This is a genomic window from Candidatus Woesearchaeota archaeon, from assembly GCA_016214075.1.
Taxonomy (GTDB): domain Archaea; phylum Nanobdellota; class Nanobdellia; order Woesearchaeales; family DSVV01; genus JACRPI01.
Map to the genome: position 1 here is coordinate 72,717 of JACRPI010000043.1, position 17,287 is coordinate 90,003.

Here is a 17,287-nt window from a genome sequence, read left to right on the forward strand (position 1 = left end):
AGTTTAGAGAAAAATAGACAAATCACTTTGATTCCAAACCGCATCAGTACTAAGAATCGCTCAGCAAGAATCCATTATGACAACGCAAGTCTTTATTTATTATTTTTTACAAAATGATTTTCTTAAGAATAAGCAATTGAGATATCCAAACGAGCTACTTCCTCTCAAAAACTGCAACCATTTGTCCAATAGGCAAAGAGAGAGGAATGTTCAAAATAAATTCAGGTAAAAGTCTTTCCAAGAATTCAAAGAAGGAACTCACCACAGGAATTCTAAAAACAGAAAGATAAGAAATAAAATAATACAAGGTCACGGTCTTCCAGGTCGAACGACAAAGCAATAAGTGGTATCCTTTCTGCTCTAACTGTTGCGCAAAGGATTTTTTTGTATAAAAAAGAACGTGATCTTCTTTGTATTCAAGCCAATTTTTGCCAAAGAGCTGTGCAACCCACGAAGAGGCATCAGGCATGATGACAAGAACAATACCATCATCCTTCAAAAGAGCATCAAGATCGCGAAACAAAGTATCCTGATCAGCAATATGCTCCAATGAATCGAAGAAAATAATACTGTCAAAAAGAATATTTCTCTTCTTCAGAAAATCAAAAGAAGAAAAGATCGTTCCTTTTCCAACCCGTTCTTCAGAAACACGTTGCGCAAAAGAAGAAACTTCAATGCCATAGACATCGTAACAAAAAGAATCCTGCTGAAGAAGTGCAAGCAAGTATCCAAGTCCGCAACCAACTTCAAGAACAGTTCCTCCTTTCTTATAACGATGAAGAAGCTTGATGCACTTTTTAGAAACATACCATTTTGACCGAGCAACAAGAGCATCTGTTTCCTTGCTATATCCCCAAATCTTTTTGTAATACGCTTCTGAATATATTTCCGCGTCTGTTTTTTTAGGAACAGATTTCTGCTGCCACATACTCCCACAATTCATGCAGAGGTACATAGGAATGGGTTTTGTCTGTTTCAAAAGACCTTTGCCACTGCAAACAAAGCACATATCATCCATGAAAAGAAAGAGAAGAGAAATGAGTTAAAAAGATTATGTAAACTACTCCCCAAAATGTTTATACTGACCAAAGGTAAAGTATCCATTCATTTGATCGAGCGCGCAAAGCTTAGGCAGGACGTCTTTCTCAAAAAATCGCGCAGAAGAATCAAAGTAGTGGAAAAGCATGATGTTAAAGACATAAACACCGGCATCAACAATGAAAGAGTTTGATTTTTTTTTATTTCGGAATGCGACAATTCGATCTCCTTCAAGTTCCACAGAACTGTACAGGCTCGGATTATTGTGACTCATGAGCCCAACTGTCGCGATTTTATTTTTGGTGAGATGAAAAAGAATCATTTTAGTAAGATCGAATTGATTATAAGTGTCACCAAGCAAAACAACAAAGTTTGTGCTCACGTTGTCCTGCAAAAGTCGAAGCGCGCCAACAGTGCCAGAAGGAGCAGTTTCTATGATATGGGTAAAGTGTATTTTACGTTTCCCGAGAAGAGAAGGAAAAGTTTTGGTCAGAGAAGTTTCAGGAGTAATAAGATAACACTGTTTAATGTTTGCTTTTTCCAAAAGTTCAAGATGGCGGACGAGCAATGGTTTGCCGTCAATCTTTTGAAGAAGAAGTTGCTGATGTTCTTTCTTAATAAGAATCAGCGCGTCGCGAATATATTCCTGGCTGAGACCTTTACGAACTAACGATTCAATTGCCTGCGATCGACTGCGCACAGTGGAACCATCCACAAGCGCGTCAACAAGCGTGAGCAGAGGTTTATCAAGAGAAATCGCAATTTTTTCTTTCGTGATGCTCATCAAGAATACTAAGTCATACTTTTTAATAAAGGTTTGGATTAAAGAAAATGGTCAAGAAAAAATGCATACCTGTAAATTATGTTCTCTGCCGTAAATAATCACGAACTGCTTCGATAATTTGTTCAGAAGGAACAGCAGTCATACAAGGAGCAGTATCTTTGTAATGATGATTTTGGAAAACACAACCTCCTTTATCTCGCGGAGAAGGATGAAAGTCTGTTCCAAAGCGAGTTCCATACTCTTCAGAAGCAACATACCCATGCGCGCCGCAGGGCGCAACATCGCAAACGCGAACAGGCGCTTGAAGAACAGTATTTCCTTCATATGCGACGACTTCTGGAGCAGAACTTCCTGTGACAACAAACACTTTGCCTTTATTTCTCTGTGACTTTAAGTTATGACCATACCACGCTGTTCCTTGAATAACCCCGTTGACCATGTGCAATGGCCCACTATCAACGCCGACATATGCGTCAGCTGCAAGCAGCAATCCTGCAACGTTGCGAAGATCTCTATCCCCAACACGAATTGCGCCGTTAATTGCACCACCTTCTGGTATTGGAGTAAGTTGGCAAGGAATCACTGAATCCTGTAAGCCATACACAACTTCATCAAGTCGTTGTTTTCCAATATTTCTATTGACTGTTGTAGAATATGGAGAAAGAATAACCAGTGGTTTATTGCCATGCTCTTTTTGCAAGGCAGCAACCCAATCCATTCCTGCTTGAATTTCTTCTTCTGTCATAAATAGATGGACATCATCGCGAGAAACAGAAGTTATACTTGAAGCTTTATCTGCAACCGAAAGTGAACCAACTCGCAAGATATCCTCAAGAACATTTTGTTCATGAACAGCTTCAACAGCCATCCATTCACAAAGATGTCCTTTGCGTTGTGTGCCTGGTAAGAGTTCAGTATGCGGAAAATGACGAAGATAACGACGAATGTCAACAACTACTGCACCTGAAGGAAGTTCAGGAACCGACATATCAGAGCCATACGCATACGTTGTGGCAAAACCAAAATGTTTCCATAATGGAAGAGTAAAACCTGAAGAAACAATACCGTGAGGAATATCTCGTTGATAAAACTGCGCAGCAAGCGCAGACGCGATAACCATGTCCCCAATTGCGCCAGTGGAAAGAAGGATTACAGATGGATGTTCTACTTCATCGGTCATAAAAGAGAGAAATGCAAAACGCCTTTTAAGTTTTGTCCACACTGACGAGAAACAAGAACCCACTTCCATAACCTTTATAAAGAAAACAGCGTTCTAATTACTTAAAGAAAAGTATGAACTCTTCATACTTTCTGGAAAAATCTATTTTAGAAAACTGGGATGACATGGATGGATGTTTTAATAATTAAACTTGGTGCGTTAGGCGATGTTCTTAGAACCACTTTTGTAGCAAGAGGAATAAAAGAAAAGTATCCTGAAAGCAGAATAACATGGCTCACGAAAGAAAACGCAGAAGAAATCCTCACAAATAATCCTTTTATAGCCTCCATAATTGTTTGGGGACAAAGAGATATACTTTATGGCAAACACTTTGATTGGATACTTTCGCTTGATGATGAAGAAGAAGTTTGTGCGTTTGCTTTTGCTATGGACACTGAACGATTACAAGGTGCATACCTACAAAATAGCAAGAGAGTATACACTGCAGATGTCGAAGCATGGTTTGGTATGGGTTTGCTCAGATCAGAAGAACGCGGCGGAAAAGCAGAAGCAGACCGCTTGAAAGCAGCAAACAGAAGAACATTCCAAGATATCTACGCGGAAATGTTTGAGATCAAACAATGCGCGCAACGAAAACCAATCTTAGAACTCACGCAGGAAGAACTCAGATATGGTCAAGGAATCGCAGAAAAAGCAGGAATAGAAAAGCAAAACACCGTGATTGGCATTAATCCAGGAGCAGGAATTCGATGGATACTCAAAATGCTCCGTGTTGAGAAAACAGCAGCAGTGTGCAATGCGCTTGCAGAGAATCCAAATAACAAAATTCTTCTTTTGGGTGGCTTAGATGAGGCAGAGCGAAACAAGAAAATAAAAGCGCTTTGTCCAAATCCAAATATCATCTATGTCGAACCAGTCGCGAGCATCAGAACATTTGCAAGCGTCATTAATGTCTGCGACATCGTGATCACAGCAGACAGCCTTGCGCTCCACATTGCGCACGCATTAGAAAAACAAGTGATTGCGTTTTTTGGACCAACATCACCGTGGGAAATTGAAATGTTCAATAAAGGAACAAAGATATTCAAAGAAAGCGATTGTCTCTGCTGCTACAAAAAAATAACAGACAAAAAACCAAGCTGTATTGAGCGCATAGAAATACAAGACCTTCTTACACCAACACAAAAAATGATAGAGAATATTGAACAAGAAAGAGGAGTCTAAAATGACCACAGAAAAAGGAAATTACGATAACTACGAATCCATGTTTGGCGCGGTAAAAAATATTCCCGAAGAAATCCGAGTCGAAACAAAGCAGGAAAGCCACATCCAAATCGTGCCAAAATATTTGCCAATGAGCATCAATGAAAGTCTTATTAAAGAAACAATGGAAAAAGCGCAGAAAGAAAAGAAATGGGTGCTTGTCTTTGTCATTGGCACAAAACCATGCTTTTACAAATTCTATGGATCTATTGTTGAAGCGCAAAAGCAAGATGTTCCGTACATTATCATTAATTCCAACCAACATTATGACGCGAACTTGACGTACGGAGAAAAAGAATTTGATTACGCGAATAAGATTGCAGTAAATCTCTCCATACGAGGAAATCTTGCGCAAAAATCAGCAGAACTTTTCACCAAATTCAGTTGGTTCGCGAATTACCTGAAAAAAGAGTGGCCTGAGATTACCGTCATGCCTGTCGTGCTTGGAGACACGATTATGTGCAGCATTGTTCCAGCGGCATGGATGTTTAACAGAGAAGAAAAAGCAATTCACAATGAAGCAGGTCTACGTTCAATGACAGCGACGTGCCTGCCGCAAGCAACAACACTCACTCCAGAAGAGTTTGTCAAAGAGCAATGGTATGGAGAATGGAAAATTTTAACCAATGAGCCATTCCCAGAACAATGGGACACCTTTGTTGCGTCAAAAGGAAGCGAGTTTATGTTTGCGCCGTTGGAATTAAACAAGCAACATCTCATCAGAGAAGGACATCCTGAAAATAAGATCTGGGTGACTGGTGGTGTCGTTGTCGAAGCGTTAGAAAGGAAAATGCAGGAAAAACCAACAAAAAGTATTTTTGAAATCTATCCACAACTTACAGAAGGAGAATGGCTTCGTGTTGATATTCACAGAAAAGAAAATCAGGTGGAAAAACGATTTAGAGCAATCATTGAATGCATGAAAATTCTGTTGGAAAAAGGAAACAAAATTTGTTTTATTGAAATGAACACAACGCGAGATTCATTGAACAAATATAATCTTCGTCCAATGATTGAAGAAATGAAAAAAAGTAAAAACTTCTTGCATACAGAAGTCTGGCCAGAATATGCGAACGTGATTGAGTTTTACAATTCGAAGCACTGCCTTGCTGCATTAACAGATTCAGGAGGAGTGCAGGAAGAAATGAATTTACTCGGCAAACCCTGCTTTACGTCACGATTTAACACAGACCGCCCAGAAACTGTGATGGACAGCCATTCCAATCTATTAGTCCCTCCAATTTCAGGAGCGTTTATGGCAGCGACAGTGGATTATGCGGTCAAGAATGAAGCGATCATGAACACGATGCGAACAGCAAAGAAACTCTACGGCAAAGAAGTTGCGAAGAAGTTTATCAGTATTGTCAAGCAATTAATGGAAGAGAACAGAAAGCCCTTTGGTTGGGCGCATGATGATTTGGGATATAGTTGAGGACACATTTTTTCGAACATTATTAATGTCCTCAACTATTCAGCCAAAGACTTTTATGTTCGCTTATTTAGTCTTTGGCTATATTGAAAGGAAAACGAGAAGAGCAAATGAATAACGCAATAACAACACTGACCACAAAACATTTCCTAAACAAAAAAGTACTCGTCATAGGAGATGTAATGCTCGATACAGAGATTGCTGGAGCAGTATCAAGAATTTCTCCAGAAGCGCCAGTTCCCATTATTCATGCGCAGAGCGAAAAACGATCACTTGGAGGAGCAGCGCTTGTTTCGCATAATCTCAAAAACCTTGGCGCAGAACCATTTCCAGTAGGTGTTCTAGGAAAGGACAACGCAGCAAGTCAAGTATGTGCTCTTTTTACAGCGCTGGGCATTTCTGTTACGTCGCTTGTTTCTGATGAAAGCAGGCAAACAACAGAAAAGATCCGCTACTTTGGCAATGAACAACAAATGATTCGGCTGGATTATGAATCAGCGTCGCCAATTTCTTCTGAGATTGAAACGCAAATTATAGAAAAGAGTAAAACACTTCTTCCTTCAATGGATGTTGTCGTTATCTCAGACTATGGAAAAGGATTATGCACTTCTTCTTTAGTGCAAGCACTGGTGAGTATGGCAAAGCAACTGCAGAAACCAGTAATCGTCGATGGAAAACCACAGCATGTAGAATTCTATAAAGATGTGTCTATCATTACGTTTAATCATAATGAAACAAATTGTGCGCTAGGATATACATTGCCTAATGAAGATAGGGAAACTGCGCTCCTTGCGGCAGAACTCACCAAACGCTACAATGGTGCAAGTGTGATAACTCGCGGAAAAAAAGGAATAACGATTTGCGATCAAAATGGAAAAATAGATCACATCCAAGGAAGAGCGCTTGAAGTTGCAGATATTACAGGTGCTGGAGACGCAATCACGAGTATTCTTGCGCTGGGAATTGCTGCAAAGTATGATCTCTTTACAGCTGCAAAACTTGCAAATTATGGAGCAGGAGTAGTCGTCACAAAAAAAGGAAGCGCGACAATCAACCAGGAAGAAATGCAGAAATTCTTGAGATTAGATATTTATGAATATTTACGAGAAAGCATTCGCGTCAAACAGGCAGTCATAGAAAATCAAATGGATGAAATTGAAGAACTTGCCGCAATGATTATTGACGCATACAAAAAAGGAAACAAACTGTTAGTGTTTGGAAATGGAGGAAGCGCTGCAGATGCGCAGCATCTTGCTGCGGAATTTGTCGGGCGCTATAAGATGGAACGCCCTGGATTACCTGCGATTGCGCTCACCACAGATTCATCGATTATCACCGCAGTCGGAAATGATTATGGGTACGATCTTATTTTTGCAAGGCAGGTAGAAGCGCATTGCAAACCTGGAGACATTGTTCTTGGAATCACCACAAGCGGAAATTCCCCGAACGTCATGAAAGCGTTTGAAGTTGCGAAGAAATTAGGTGCAAAAACAGCAGTGTGGACTGGAAGAGATGGAGGTCAAGCAGCAAAAATAGCAGATGTTGCTATCATTGTTCCATCAAACAACACACCGAGAATTCAGGAAGCGCATGTTGCGCTGATTCATATTATATGTGAACTTTTTGAAGAGCACATGCATAAACAAGGATACTTTTAGGGGGTAATGAAAATGAACACGAGAAGAATACAGGAAAAAATAACAACAAGAGAAACACTTGGTCCACTTGTCGAACAGTGGAGAAAAGAAGGAAAGAAAGTTGGATTCACCAGTGGCAGCTTTGATATTGTTCATGGAGGTCATATTAGTTATCTCGAAAAAGCAAAAGAAAAATGTGATATTCTTATTGTCGCGGTAAACAGCGACCTTTCTGTGCAGAGTTACAAAGGACCTGATCGACCGCTTGTTCCAGAGAAGTATAGAATTATGCTTCTTGCAGGCTTAGAATGTGTTGATTATGTGTTTATGTTTGATGAACGAAGAAATAGAACAAATCTTGAAGTGATCAAGCCAAGCTATTACATTAAAGCAGGAGATTACAAACCAGAAGAACTCACCAGCAGCGACGCAGTGGAAAAGTATGGTGGAGAAATTATGCTTCTCCCATTAGAAGAAGGGTTATCCACAACAGCATTAATTGAAAAAATTCTCCGCGTGTATGGACAAAAAGTGGAAGGAACACCAACAAAGAAAGAAGTGCGACAGCAACAGAAAGCAATCCTCATTGATCGAGATGGAACAATCAACGAAGACATTGAGTATCTGCACGAGCCTGAACGCTTCAAACTCTTGCCGCATGTTGGAGAAGGACTCAAAAAAATGCAGGATCTTGGCTACAAAATTATTGTTGTGACAACACAGGCAGGAATAGGTATTGGGTATTTCAGCAAGGAAGATTTCTATAAAGTAAACAGAGAAATGTTCATGCAGCTCAAACCATATGGAGTTATTGTTGATAAAATCTACTTTGCGACACACGCAAAAACAGCAGATGGAAAGAATCCAAAAAGAGCATTAGTGGAACGCGCGCGTGAAGAAGCGGATTTAGATTTAAAAGAGTGCATAGCGATTGGAGATAAGACAGGAGATCTTCATGCAGGAAAAGAGTTTGGTTGTAAAACTATTGCAATGAAAACAGGTCATGGCTGCGCTGATAAGCAATATACAGTTGAAGCAGACTTTATTGCAGATGATCTTTTGCAAGCAGCAGAATGGATTGAAAAACAAAATGCAAAGTGATGAGATGAAACAGGAACTTATTACCCTTGTCAACAATATGCAGCAGAAGCGGGTTTTGGTAGTTGGAGATCTTTTATTAGACAAATATATCTGGGGAAATGTCGACCGAGTATCTCCAGAAGCACCTGTTGCGATTGTGGGTGTAGAAAAAGAAACCTATGTTCCAGGAGGTGCAGCGAACGTTGCAAACAATATTGTTGCAGTGGGTGGAAAAGCGCAGCTCATGGGAATTATGGGGAATGATAAAGCAAAAGAGACATTCATCAAAGAGTTGGAAAAGAGAGGGATTGGAACAACACACATTCTAATTGATGAAAAAAGACCAACCATTCAGAAGGTTCGAATCATGGCGCAGCAGCAGCAATTGCTTCGTGTCGATCATGAAAATACGTCATATGTAGAAAATAAAAAAGAAGAAGAATTTCTTCAGCATCTTGAAGCTGCAAAAGGTTCTTTTGATGCAATTATTGTTTCAGATTATGCGAAAGGCGTTGTGACAGAAGGGTTGATGAAAGGGATTCTTGCATTTTGCAAAATCAATAACATTGGTCTTATTGTTGATCCAAAACCAAAGCACAAGAATTTTTACGCGGGCGCGAGTGTTATAACTCCTAATCACAAAGAAGCGTGTGAGCTCGCAGGAGTTTCTCCAACAAATGAAGATAATCAAATTCTTGGAGTTGGAAAGAAAATCCAACAGGATTTACAAACAAATGTTATCCTGACGAGAGGAGAAAAAGGAATTACTATTTTTGAGAGTGGACAAGAACCAATCACTATCCAGACAAACGCAAAAGAAGTGTATGATGTCACCGGCGCAGGAGATACTGTTGTTGCGATTGCTAGCCTTGCATTGTGCGCAGGCGCAACATTGACGCAAGCTGCAACAGTCGCGAATAGTGCAGCAGGAATAGTAGTGGGAAAATTAGGAACTGCAACTGTAAGTGCGCAAGAAGTTGTGGAAGCGATACAAAGAATATAAAGCACCATTATCGTGCAATAATATTTATAAAAGATAATGCGTGTCTTACTAATAATAATATTGATCTAAATTTAATGGGAGGGAAAGACAATGGGAGAAATACAAAAATATACAATTGAAGACCTTGAGAGGATTTCGTTAGGAAATCTTGCTGAAATTGGTAAACAATTACAAGATGCGAGATTTAATACGCTTGGAACGCGAGGAGAATTCCCACATACGCTTCCATTAAAGATTATCGCTAATGCCCATGGACTTGGAACAAAAAAAGCATATGTAGCTCCTGATACAAATGCTGGCTTAGAGTTTCTTGTAGCACGATGGCAATCACTTGCTGCGCAGTTTCCGCAAGGAGTTTCTATTGGCTTCTTTGACAGAGAAGGAACAACCCATGAAAAAGAGATTTGCGTTCCGCAACCGGATGGAAGTGTTGTTCGAGCGGATATGGGATATCCTATTGCTGCTGCAGATCACCTGATGATTCCTGGTGCAGTGGAAGCACTACAAACACACCAAAGACAAGGCCTCACTGTGCTTATGACTGGTCAATCAGGCGTTGGAAGAGGCTATTTTAGTGAAACAGAAATGGCAACGCAACTCAGTGATGTTCTAAGAAATACAGCACGACAAGGGATTATTATTGATGCAGTTTTGTACTGCCCACACCATCCAAAAGAAGGAGAAGGCGAATACAAAGTAGACTGCGGTGCACGAAAAGGAAGTGGGTATGGTATGCTCACAGAGGCACTCGCAGTATTTAAAACAATAGGTGTTCCTGTGGATGTCACAAGATCATTTGTTGTAGGAGATAAAAAAGATGATACATGGACAGCAGAACTTTTCAATCAGGCATGGGCTGCAAAATATGGAACAATCCCACTCCGTTCATTCCTTGTGGACACAGGGTATGCTGGAGGCACAAATGATGAATTAGTTCGCCAAATTGATGCAACATATGTTCAAAGACCAGTAGGAATTAATAGCATTAAAGATTTACCAACAGCACTTCGACAAGTTGGAATATAGAGATGAGAATGCAGATTCTAAGACAATTGGTGCAAGAAATTGCACCTTCTTTTCTTTCTCAAGTAAAAAAAGAATTACAAGAGCATGAACAAAAGATATGGGAGCAAGTTATTCCATATTACGCTGAAGGTGGACGATTTTATGATATGTGGCATATTCCTTTATCAACAAGGTTTATGATTGCACTCTGTCAAAAAGAAAAATTAGAACGAGCTGTTTTTGTTTCCGCAATTATGTTGCATGATTCTGGATACGCAAAAATAACACAAGGAAACAATGCACTAAAGAAAGGAAATATTAGTGCTGATGAACGTATAAGTCACATGTATTATGGCCAAGTCCTTGCGGAAGACCTCTTTAAAAAAAATAAAGGATTTGGATTGACAAAGAAATTTCAAGAGAGAATAAAAGCACTCATTGCAACGCATGACAATCCTTACATTGGAAAACCATTAACAACGCGCGAGGAAAAAATCCATAGAGACGCAGATCGCTATTATGTTCTCAGTTTCACTAGTTTTATCAAAGATTTTTTGCGATACCTTGAGCAAGATCCAACGCTTTCTCCTAATGAGTTTATGAAAGGCAGGATTTGCATGTTTTTTTTGGAATCGGAAATACAGGCATATGGTTTTCAAGAAAAATTCACTCCGTTAGCTTCTGATTTTGAAAAATATCAGAAAAAATACGAACCTATGTTCACCGCATTAGGAAGAGAGAAAGCGCTTTTGCAACTGCGAGAACGAATGCAGGACATCGAAGCAGGACTCTTTGAAATGGATGAAAAGGCGTTTGCGGAATATTGCCGAAAAAGAATGGAGGAAGAGATGCAATGAAATCCTTTGGACCTTTTGAAGCATTTTTATTTGATCAGGATGGAACAATCATTGATTCAGAGCACGCACACTGGGAAGCGTGGAGAAATCTTGCAAAGAGGTACAATTTTACGATTCCAGAAGAGATAGTTAAAAAAACGCAGGGAACCACAGATGCAATAGTTGCAGAAGAATTATTGCAACACATAAAAACAAAAAAATCAATCGAGGAAATAGTAATGGAAAAGAAGAAAGAGTTTGAGAAATTAGTTCTTGAAATTTCTTTAATGCAGGGAGCAGAGAAAATATTGAGGCAGGCAAAAAGTCAGGGAAAAACTGCGCTGGTGACTGCATCACCAATAAAACAAACAGAAGAAATACTAGAAAATCTAAGAATAAAGAGATATTTTGATGTTATTATCACAAGAGATCATGTAAAAAGAAACAAACCTGATCCTGATATTTATTATAAAGCTGCAGAAGCACTAAAGACTGCTCCTGACGCATGTTGTGTTTTTGAGGATTCGGATACAGGGCTCCTTGCAGCAAAAAATGCACAGATGTTTTGTGTGAGTATTCCAAATGAAATAATCAAACACAGAGATTATAGTAAGGCAGATGTAAAAGTAAACAGTCTCAACAACATAAATATTAAAGAGAGCAAAATATGGATAGAAGAGTAATAAAGCGGTTTTTCTACTTCTTCCCAACACCTAACCATTCCATGTAATCCTTAATCCCCGCTTCCATGGTCCATTGCGGTTCATAGCTAAGCAATTGCTTCGCAAGACTCAAATCAGCTTGGGTGTGTGCCTGAAAGAAATCGTAGGGACAATCGAAATATTCTGGAGGGAAAGCAGTGCCTAACACGTTATTCAGAATTTCAATAATGCTGTTAAAAGAAGTTGCGTTCCCTGTCGCTGCGTTCAAAATGCAACTATACGGCGCTTGCATCGCAAGTTGATTCATGTAAACAATATCCTTCACATAGACATGATCTCTGCATTGATCGCCAGGAGTAAACACGCGCGGTCGTTTGCCTGCAAGCATTTGCTGTGACAACTGATAAATCATACTGGAAAATTTGTCTTTGTGCGCTTCACGAGGACCAAAAACATTGAAGTATCGCAACCCTACAATTCGAATCACACCATTATATTTCTTCATATACTCCTGCGCGACATGATCCATCATGACTTTGGAAAATCCATAAACGTTCAATGGTTCCAAGCGTCCATTCTCAAGATATGGAGAAGGAGTGTTCCCATACACAGCAGCAGAGCTTGCGTAAATCATATGCGCTTTTGTGCGAACAGCGTAGTCAAGAAGTCGACGAAATGCGTCAACGTTTGTCTTCATCATTAATTCTTGGTCTAAAACACGCGTGTCAGAAATCGCAGCCTGATGAAAAATGTAATCAAATGTTCCAAGACTATCCCAATCAAAATCAATAATGCTTCCTGTATAAAATTGTCCACAAAATCCAATCAAGTTAGAAAATCGCGCATTCTGAAAATTATCAAGAGCAACAACATCGTGTTCTTTATCGAATGCAAGCGCAATGTTGCTTCCAATAAATCCAGCAGCGCCAGTGACTAAGATTCTCATGAGAAGAAAGAAAGGAATGCATTTTTTAAATCTTGTGAAATCAGAAGAGAGGATTTGGCAAAGGGAGTGCAAAAAAATAACAACATGGCGCCGACGCGACGGGGGATGCCCCCCCAGCCTTTAACAAAGCCTGAGGAAAGGTGATGTGGCTTTGCAGCCACATATCGCAACCACGCAGAAAGAGTAGAGAGGTTGCGACGTGGAGCTTCATGCTCCTCCTTGCGTGTCAACCGAGCGTAACCAGTTGCGGGGTGTCGCGTAGGACATGGAACGAAGTGACATGTCCGTAGGCAGCCATCGTTGTTGTTATTTTTTTGTAAATGGGAATATCCATTGATAGCAGTCCGTAATACAGTGATTTTCACAAGTTTTATAACACAAACAACGATTTCTAGAGAGAAAATGACCCCCTATCAACAGATGAGATTTTGTGCAAAAAAAGGAATAGATGCTGCATGTTTTGTCCTTCTTCTTCCATCGTATCTTCAACCAAAAAAAGAAATACAAAAAGAAAAGATAGAAAAAATCCTTCTCATCAACCTGCAGGGAATTGGTGATATCATAGAAACAACCCCTCTCGTAACAGAACTAAGAAACACCTTCCCAAAAGCGAAGATTGACTATCTTTGCTATAAAGAAAATGGCATATTGTTAGAAAACGATCCAAGAATAAACAACCTCATCAAAAGGCAAAAACAAGGAATCCTGAACACGGACTTTTTCCAAACAATACATACTATCAGAAAAAACAAATACAAGCTTGTCATCAATCTCTTTCCAGCACAACATAGCGCTCTTTTCACAATCCTCAGCAACGCGCAATACAAACTTGGAAATCTCTATAGCACTGCAAGCACAGCAAATAACCTCAACGTAAAGAAAGCAGCAAAAACATGGGACATCCGAGAAAACTGCAAAAACATTGCAGAACAACTACAAATCCAAATCAAGGATCCATATCAACCAAATATATCAATTTCAACAGCAAGAGAAAAAGCAGGACACAAAGAAACAAAAAAAAGATACATCCTTCTCAATCCGCATGCGCAATGGGTTGCAAAACAATGGCCAAATGAAAACTGGCAGGAAATCATCAAATTCCTTCTGAAAGAAAAAAAGCAGTACAAGATAGCGATCATCGGAACAAAAGAAGACAACAAAAAAACAGATCTTCTCATCAACCAATTTCAAAAAGAAAAGCAAGTAGAAAATTGGTGCGGAAAATACAACCTAAAAGAACTCGCGGTAAAAATAAAAGATGCGAAACTTATGATCACCACAGATACAGGACCGATGCATATCGCGCTTGCGACAAAAACAAAAACAATTGGTCTGTTCGGCTGCACAAATCCAAATATTCTCGTAAAAGGAAACAAACACATCGAAATCGTGAGCAGCTATGACTGCTGTCCAGAAAAACTGCGATTTAATCATAATAATGAACCAGACGACAAACAACAAACGCAGATGAGAAAGATAAGCACAAAAGAAGTAATGGAAAGAATCAATAAAATAATCAAAGAGTAGATAACCATGAAAGAACAAGTTGCGTTCATTTACAAAAATACCTGTCATCCTGTGACACAAACCTATGCAAACGCAATAAACGCAATGCCCTACAAAATAACAGGACCAATGAACGCAATCTGGCAAGGAATTACAACACAAACACACAAATGGTATTTTGTCGAATCAGTAATGTCCATGCTTCTTCCGATCACCAAAAGACTGCTTGGTAACAAGATCACAATAATTTTCAGGGGAAATGATGGATTGTTTGGAGAAACAGAAACAACAGCGTATCTTGCGACAAAGAATCCAATAAAAAAGCACATCCTCCTCTTTCTCATAAAACACATGAATGGAGTGAGTGTCGAAGCAGAACCACAAAAAGCAGAAGTTACCAGATGGACAAAAGCGCCAGTAGAAGTTTGCGAATCCTACGTGGAAAACAAGCGCATGCTTGAAAAAATAAAACCAAATCTCAAAACAAACACCTTTTTGTTTATTGGTGCGTACAGACCACCGTATGATCACAAAGGAATAAGGCGACTCATAACTCTTTTTAATAACAAAGAAATGCAAGAATACAATCTGATTATCATTGGTAAAGAGACAGAAAAACTAAAAGCAAAAGCAAGCCAAAATATCCAAATTCTTGATTTTGTAGAAGATAAAGATGAATACTACAAAAAAGCAACATATTACATCCATCTTCCTAAATATGAAGCTGGACCAATTACACTTTTAGAAGCAATGACTGCAGGACTTATAATTATAACGAATACAAATGCGGGACATCACAGTATTATAGAAAAAGTGAATAAAAAACTGGTTCTAGGAAAGGATGCATCACAAGAGGAGAGGATAGAGCGAATAAAAGAAATAGTGAGCATACCTATAAAAGAGAAGCAAAAAATAGCTGAAACATTTAAAAAGTGCGGAGCATCCCATTATAACAAAGCAGAGATGACAGAGAAATTTCAGAAAACATGGAAGCTGTTAATTAAAAGAATTGATGAGAAAGAACAAAAATGACAACAGAAAAACAACGAATTAGTGTTATAGGCATTGGAAGAGTAGGACTCCCGCTCGCACTTGCATTTGCAGAAAAAGACTTTTTTGTTCATGGCGTTGATGTGGATAAAAACAAAGTCTTGTTTGTCAACAGCGGAAAAATGCCGTTTATTGAAGAAGGGGCAGACGCGCTTCTCACAAAACACATTGGCGTTAATTTTATCGCGACAACAGATTTCCAATTCGCGACAGAGAATTCTGACATTATTGTATTAACATTAGGAACACCTGTAGACGAACACCTCAACCCAATATTCACGCAGATTGAAGCAGTCATCCGAAATATTGTCCATAGCTTGCATGAAGGGCAGATGATTGTGTTGCGAAGCACTGTTTCTCCAGGAACAACAGAATATATTAAACGATATATTGAAGCAAACACAAACCTCAAAGTAGGAGTAAATATTTTCTTAGGATTTTGTCCAGAAAGAATCGCGGAAGGGAAATCACTCGAAGAGATTCCGTTAATTCCACAAATTATTGGAACACTGGATAAAGAAAGCGCAGAGCGCGCAGAAATATTGTTCAAAAAACTTACTCCACAAGTCATGCACACCGATGCACGATCTGCAGAACTTGCAAAGTTATACTGCAATATGTATCGTTACATCAATTTCGCGATTGCGAATGAGTTTATGATGATCGCGGAGCAGCATGGTCGAGATGTCTATGAGATTATTAATCTAGTCAACAAAGATTACAAGCGAGGAGGACTCAAAAGCCCTGGATTTACTGCGGGACCATGCCTCTACAAAGACGGATTTTTCTTAGTCAGTAAAACGCCGTTTGCAGAACTCATCACCACAGCGTGGAAAATCAACGAAAGTGTTCCATCATATTTGATCGAAGAAATCAAGAAACAAACAAATCTCATCAACAAGAAAGTAGCGATTCTTGGACTTGCGTTCAAGAAAAACATTGATGACAACAGAAATTCATTATCGTACAAAGCAAAGAAGATTTTCCTCGCGGAAGGGGCAAAAGTCGCGATGCACGATCCGTTTATTGAACCAGGAGATTTGAATAAAGTCTTGAAAGACGCGGATATTGTGATGATCGCGATGGATCATGACGCGTATAAGAAATTGACCTTAGAAAAGATTGGCGAACAGACGAATAAAGAGACAATGGTCTGCGATATCTGGAACATCTTTGGCACAGGAAAAGTCTTCAATAAGTTGAAGAAACCAAGCGCAGAAGAGTTGTTGGAAAAGAGTGAAGGGATTCAGGAATAAATACGTTCATTTTCAATTTTTTCGTTTCTTTCTAAAAGCAACTAAGAGCATCACAAGAGCCCAATAAGAAAAGAGAAGCAGGGAAAAGACTCCTTTTTTGTAGATTAAAGAAATGATAAGTAGAGCAGCAACAAAATAAGAAGAAAGGAAAAGAAGAAATAAAGTTTTGTTTGTCTTGTATAATTCTTCTAACGTCCATAATCCAAATGCAATCATTTTTTAACACCACTAAACATATCTGTACTTAGAATCTTTTGAAAGTAAATGCTCTTTGTTTATTGATTTCAGGGCACGCATAAAACCTTTAGGTTGAGCAAGGAAACATTCGTATTTTCTGCCGCCTTTTGTTTTGATTACTAAAAAAGGTTTTAGCACAGAATAATGTGATATTATTACAGCGCGGTTAATAATAGTTATTTGTTTAATTTTCTCCCATTCTAAAAAAATCGTATTTTTCTTCAAAAAGAAGAATTCATAAAGATGAGATGACATATTGCCCATCCTTATCCCTTTTCTCGTTATATAAGTAAATTTTGCTCTTATTATTGTATTAACTAACCAAAATAGGAATAAACATATAAGAAGAACGCCCAAATAAAAATCAAATAAATT

Annotated in this window: 17 protein-coding genes; 11 read left to right on the forward strand and 6 right to left on the reverse strand. The window is 39.0% G+C overall.

Features of this window, described 5'->3' with window-relative positions; all coding sequences use genetic code 11:
- Window positions 1–154: 154 nt before the first annotated feature.
- The 3 genes from HZC31_08145 to HZC31_08155 form a co-directional block, all read right to left on the reverse strand.
- A complete protein-coding gene (locus tag HZC31_08145) occupies window positions 155–1,018 on the reverse strand; it encodes a class I SAM-dependent methyltransferase (GenBank protein ID MBI5003328.1) in 864 nt (287 codons plus the stop codon).
- 42 nt (window positions 1,019–1,060) lie between these two features.
- Window positions 1,061–1,822 (reverse strand): hypothetical protein, encoded by a 762-nt coding sequence (locus HZC31_08150; GenBank protein MBI5003329.1) that lies wholly within the window; start codon window positions 1,820–1,822, stop codon window positions 1,061–1,063.
- Between the two features lie 76 nt (window positions 1,823–1,898).
- Window positions 1,899–3,002, reverse strand: coding sequence for a hypothetical protein (locus tag HZC31_08155; GenBank protein ID MBI5003330.1), 1,104 nt, complete (start codon window positions 3,000–3,002; stop codon window positions 1,899–1,901).
- A gap of 168 nt (window positions 3,003–3,170) precedes the next feature.
- On the opposite strand from HZC31_08155, the gene HZC31_08160 reads away from it, so the two are divergent.
- The 8 genes from HZC31_08160 to HZC31_08195 all read left to right on the forward strand — a co-directional run bounded on the left by HZC31_08160 (window position 3,171) and on the right by HZC31_08195 (window position 11,938).
- On the forward strand, window positions 3,171–4,226 hold the full coding sequence (locus HZC31_08160; protein ID MBI5003331.1) for a glycosyltransferase family 9 protein: 1,056 nt from the start codon (window positions 3,171–3,173) through the stop codon (window positions 4,224–4,226).
- A 1-nt stretch (window position 4,227) separates the two neighbouring features.
- Window positions 4,228–5,697: a UDP-N-acetylglucosamine 2-epimerase gene (locus HZC31_08165; protein MBI5003332.1), complete on the forward strand. Its 1,470-nt coding sequence runs from the start codon at window positions 4,228–4,230 to the stop codon at window positions 5,695–5,697.
- 83 nt (window positions 5,698–5,780) lie between these two features.
- The gene (gmhA, locus tag HZC31_08170; protein MBI5003333.1) at window positions 5,781–7,352 is read left to right on the forward strand and encodes a D-sedoheptulose 7-phosphate isomerase; all 1,572 of its coding nucleotides are present in this window, start codon (window positions 5,781–5,783) and stop codon (window positions 7,350–7,352) included.
- Window positions 7,353–7,364: 12 nt separating this feature from the next.
- Window positions 7,365–8,432: an HAD-IIIA family hydrolase gene (locus HZC31_08175; GenBank protein ID MBI5003334.1), complete on the forward strand. Its 1,068-nt coding sequence runs from the start codon at window positions 7,365–7,367 to the stop codon at window positions 8,430–8,432.
- On the forward strand, window positions 8,383–9,414 hold the full coding sequence (gene rfaE1 / locus HZC31_08180) for a D-glycero-beta-D-manno-heptose-7-phosphate kinase (protein MBI5003335.1): 1,032 nt from the start codon (window positions 8,383–8,385) through the stop codon (window positions 9,412–9,414). Before HZC31_08175 ends, rfaE1 begins: the two co-directional genes overlap by 50 nt.
- Before the next feature lie 90 nt (window positions 9,415–9,504).
- Window positions 9,505–10,440: a hypothetical protein gene (locus tag HZC31_08185; GenBank protein MBI5003336.1), complete on the forward strand. Its 936-nt coding sequence runs from the start codon at window positions 9,505–9,507 to the stop codon at window positions 10,438–10,440.
- A 2-nt stretch (window positions 10,441–10,442) separates the two neighbouring features.
- Window positions 10,443–11,276 (forward strand): hypothetical protein, encoded by an 834-nt coding sequence (locus tag HZC31_08190; GenBank protein MBI5003337.1) that lies wholly within the window; start codon window positions 10,443–10,445, stop codon window positions 11,274–11,276.
- Entirely contained in the window at window positions 11,273–11,938 is a 666-nt protein-coding gene (locus HZC31_08195) for an HAD family phosphatase (protein ID MBI5003338.1), read from the forward strand. Before HZC31_08190 ends, HZC31_08195 begins: the two co-directional genes overlap by 4 nt.
- A gap of 13 nt (window positions 11,939–11,951) precedes the next feature.
- Here the strand turns inward: HZC31_08195 and rfaD are convergent, their stop codons facing one another.
- Entirely contained in the window at window positions 11,952–12,863 is a 912-nt protein-coding gene (gene rfaD, locus HZC31_08200) for an ADP-glyceromanno-heptose 6-epimerase (protein MBI5003339.1), read from the reverse strand.
- Between the two features lie 402 nt (window positions 12,864–13,265).
- On the opposite strand from rfaD, the gene HZC31_08205 reads away from it, so the two are divergent.
- Genes HZC31_08205 through HZC31_08215 form a run of 3 tightly spaced genes read left to right on the forward strand, consistent with a single transcriptional unit; the run spans window position 13,266 to window position 16,675 of the window.
- Window positions 13,266–14,390, forward strand: a complete 1,125-nt coding sequence (locus HZC31_08205; protein ID MBI5003340.1) for a glycosyltransferase family 9 protein — start codon at window positions 13,266–13,268, stop codon at window positions 14,388–14,390.
- Between the two features lie 6 nt (window positions 14,391–14,396).
- The gene (locus HZC31_08210; protein ID MBI5003341.1) at window positions 14,397–15,401 is read left to right on the forward strand and encodes a glycosyltransferase; all 1,005 of its coding nucleotides are present in this window, start codon (window positions 14,397–14,399) and stop codon (window positions 15,399–15,401) included.
- Window positions 15,398–16,675 (forward strand): nucleotide sugar dehydrogenase, encoded by a 1,278-nt coding sequence (locus tag HZC31_08215; GenBank protein MBI5003342.1) that lies wholly within the window; start codon window positions 15,398–15,400, stop codon window positions 16,673–16,675. Before HZC31_08210 ends, HZC31_08215 begins: the two co-directional genes overlap by 4 nt.
- Before the next feature lie 12 nt (window positions 16,676–16,687).
- Here HZC31_08215 and HZC31_08220 read toward each other — a convergent pair whose 3' ends face one another.
- Together HZC31_08220 and HZC31_08225 are read right to left on the reverse strand one after the other, a co-directional pair.
- Window positions 16,688–16,891 (reverse strand): hypothetical protein, encoded by a 204-nt coding sequence (locus HZC31_08220; protein ID MBI5003343.1) that lies wholly within the window; start codon window positions 16,889–16,891, stop codon window positions 16,688–16,690.
- A gap of 12 nt (window positions 16,892–16,903) precedes the next feature.
- Window positions 16,904–17,176: a hypothetical protein gene (locus HZC31_08225; protein MBI5003344.1), complete on the reverse strand. Its 273-nt coding sequence runs from the start codon at window positions 17,174–17,176 to the stop codon at window positions 16,904–16,906.
- Window positions 17,177–17,287 lie beyond the last annotated feature (111 nt).

Coding starts and splice junctions, on each gene's coding strand:
- HZC31_08220 (MBI5003343.1), bottom strand. CDS start 16,891: ATGATTGCATTTGGATTATGGACGTTAGAAGAATTATACAAGACAAAC.
- HZC31_08210 (MBI5003341.1), top strand. CDS start 14,397: ATGAAAGAACAAGTTGCGTTCATTTACAAAAATACCTGTCATCCTGTG.
- HZC31_08195 (MBI5003338.1), top strand. CDS start 11,273: ATGAAATCCTTTGGACCTTTTGAAGCATTTTTATTTGATCAGGATGGA.
- HZC31_08165 (MBI5003332.1), top strand. CDS start 4,228: ATGACCACAGAAAAAGGAAATTACGATAACTACGAATCCATGTTTGGC.
- HZC31_08190 (MBI5003337.1), top strand. CDS start 10,443: ATGAGAATGCAGATTCTAAGACAATTGGTGCAAGAAATTGCACCTTCT.
- HZC31_08185 (MBI5003336.1), top strand. CDS start 9,505: ATGGGAGAAATACAAAAATATACAATTGAAGACCTTGAGAGGATTTCG.
- HZC31_08155 (MBI5003330.1), bottom strand. CDS start 3,002: ATGACCGATGAAGTAGAACATCCATCTGTAATCCTTCTTTCCACTGGC.
- HZC31_08150 (MBI5003329.1), bottom strand. CDS start 1,822: ATGAGCATCACGAAAGAAAAAATTGCGATTTCTCTTGATAAACCTCTG.
- HZC31_08145 (MBI5003328.1), bottom strand. CDS start 1,018: ATGGATGATATGTGCTTTGTTTGCAGTGGCAAAGGTCTTTTGAAACAG.
- HZC31_08160 (MBI5003331.1), top strand. CDS start 3,171: ATGGATGTTTTAATAATTAAACTTGGTGCGTTAGGCGATGTTCTTAGA.
- rfaD (MBI5003339.1), bottom strand. CDS start 12,863: ATGAGAATCTTAGTCACTGGCGCTGCTGGATTTATTGGAAGCAACATT.
- HZC31_08215 (MBI5003342.1), top strand. CDS start 15,398: ATGACAACAGAAAAACAACGAATTAGTGTTATAGGCATTGGAAGAGTA.
- HZC31_08205 (MBI5003340.1), top strand. CDS start 13,266: ATGACCCCCTATCAACAGATGAGATTTTGTGCAAAAAAAGGAATAGAT.
- HZC31_08175 (MBI5003334.1), top strand. CDS start 7,365: ATGAACACGAGAAGAATACAGGAAAAAATAACAACAAGAGAAACACTT.
- rfaE1 (MBI5003335.1), top strand. CDS start 8,383: ATGATCTTTTGCAAGCAGCAGAATGGATTGAAAAACAAAATGCAAAGT.
- HZC31_08225 (MBI5003344.1), bottom strand. CDS start 17,176: ATGGGCAATATGTCATCTCATCTTTATGAATTCTTCTTTTTGAAGAAA.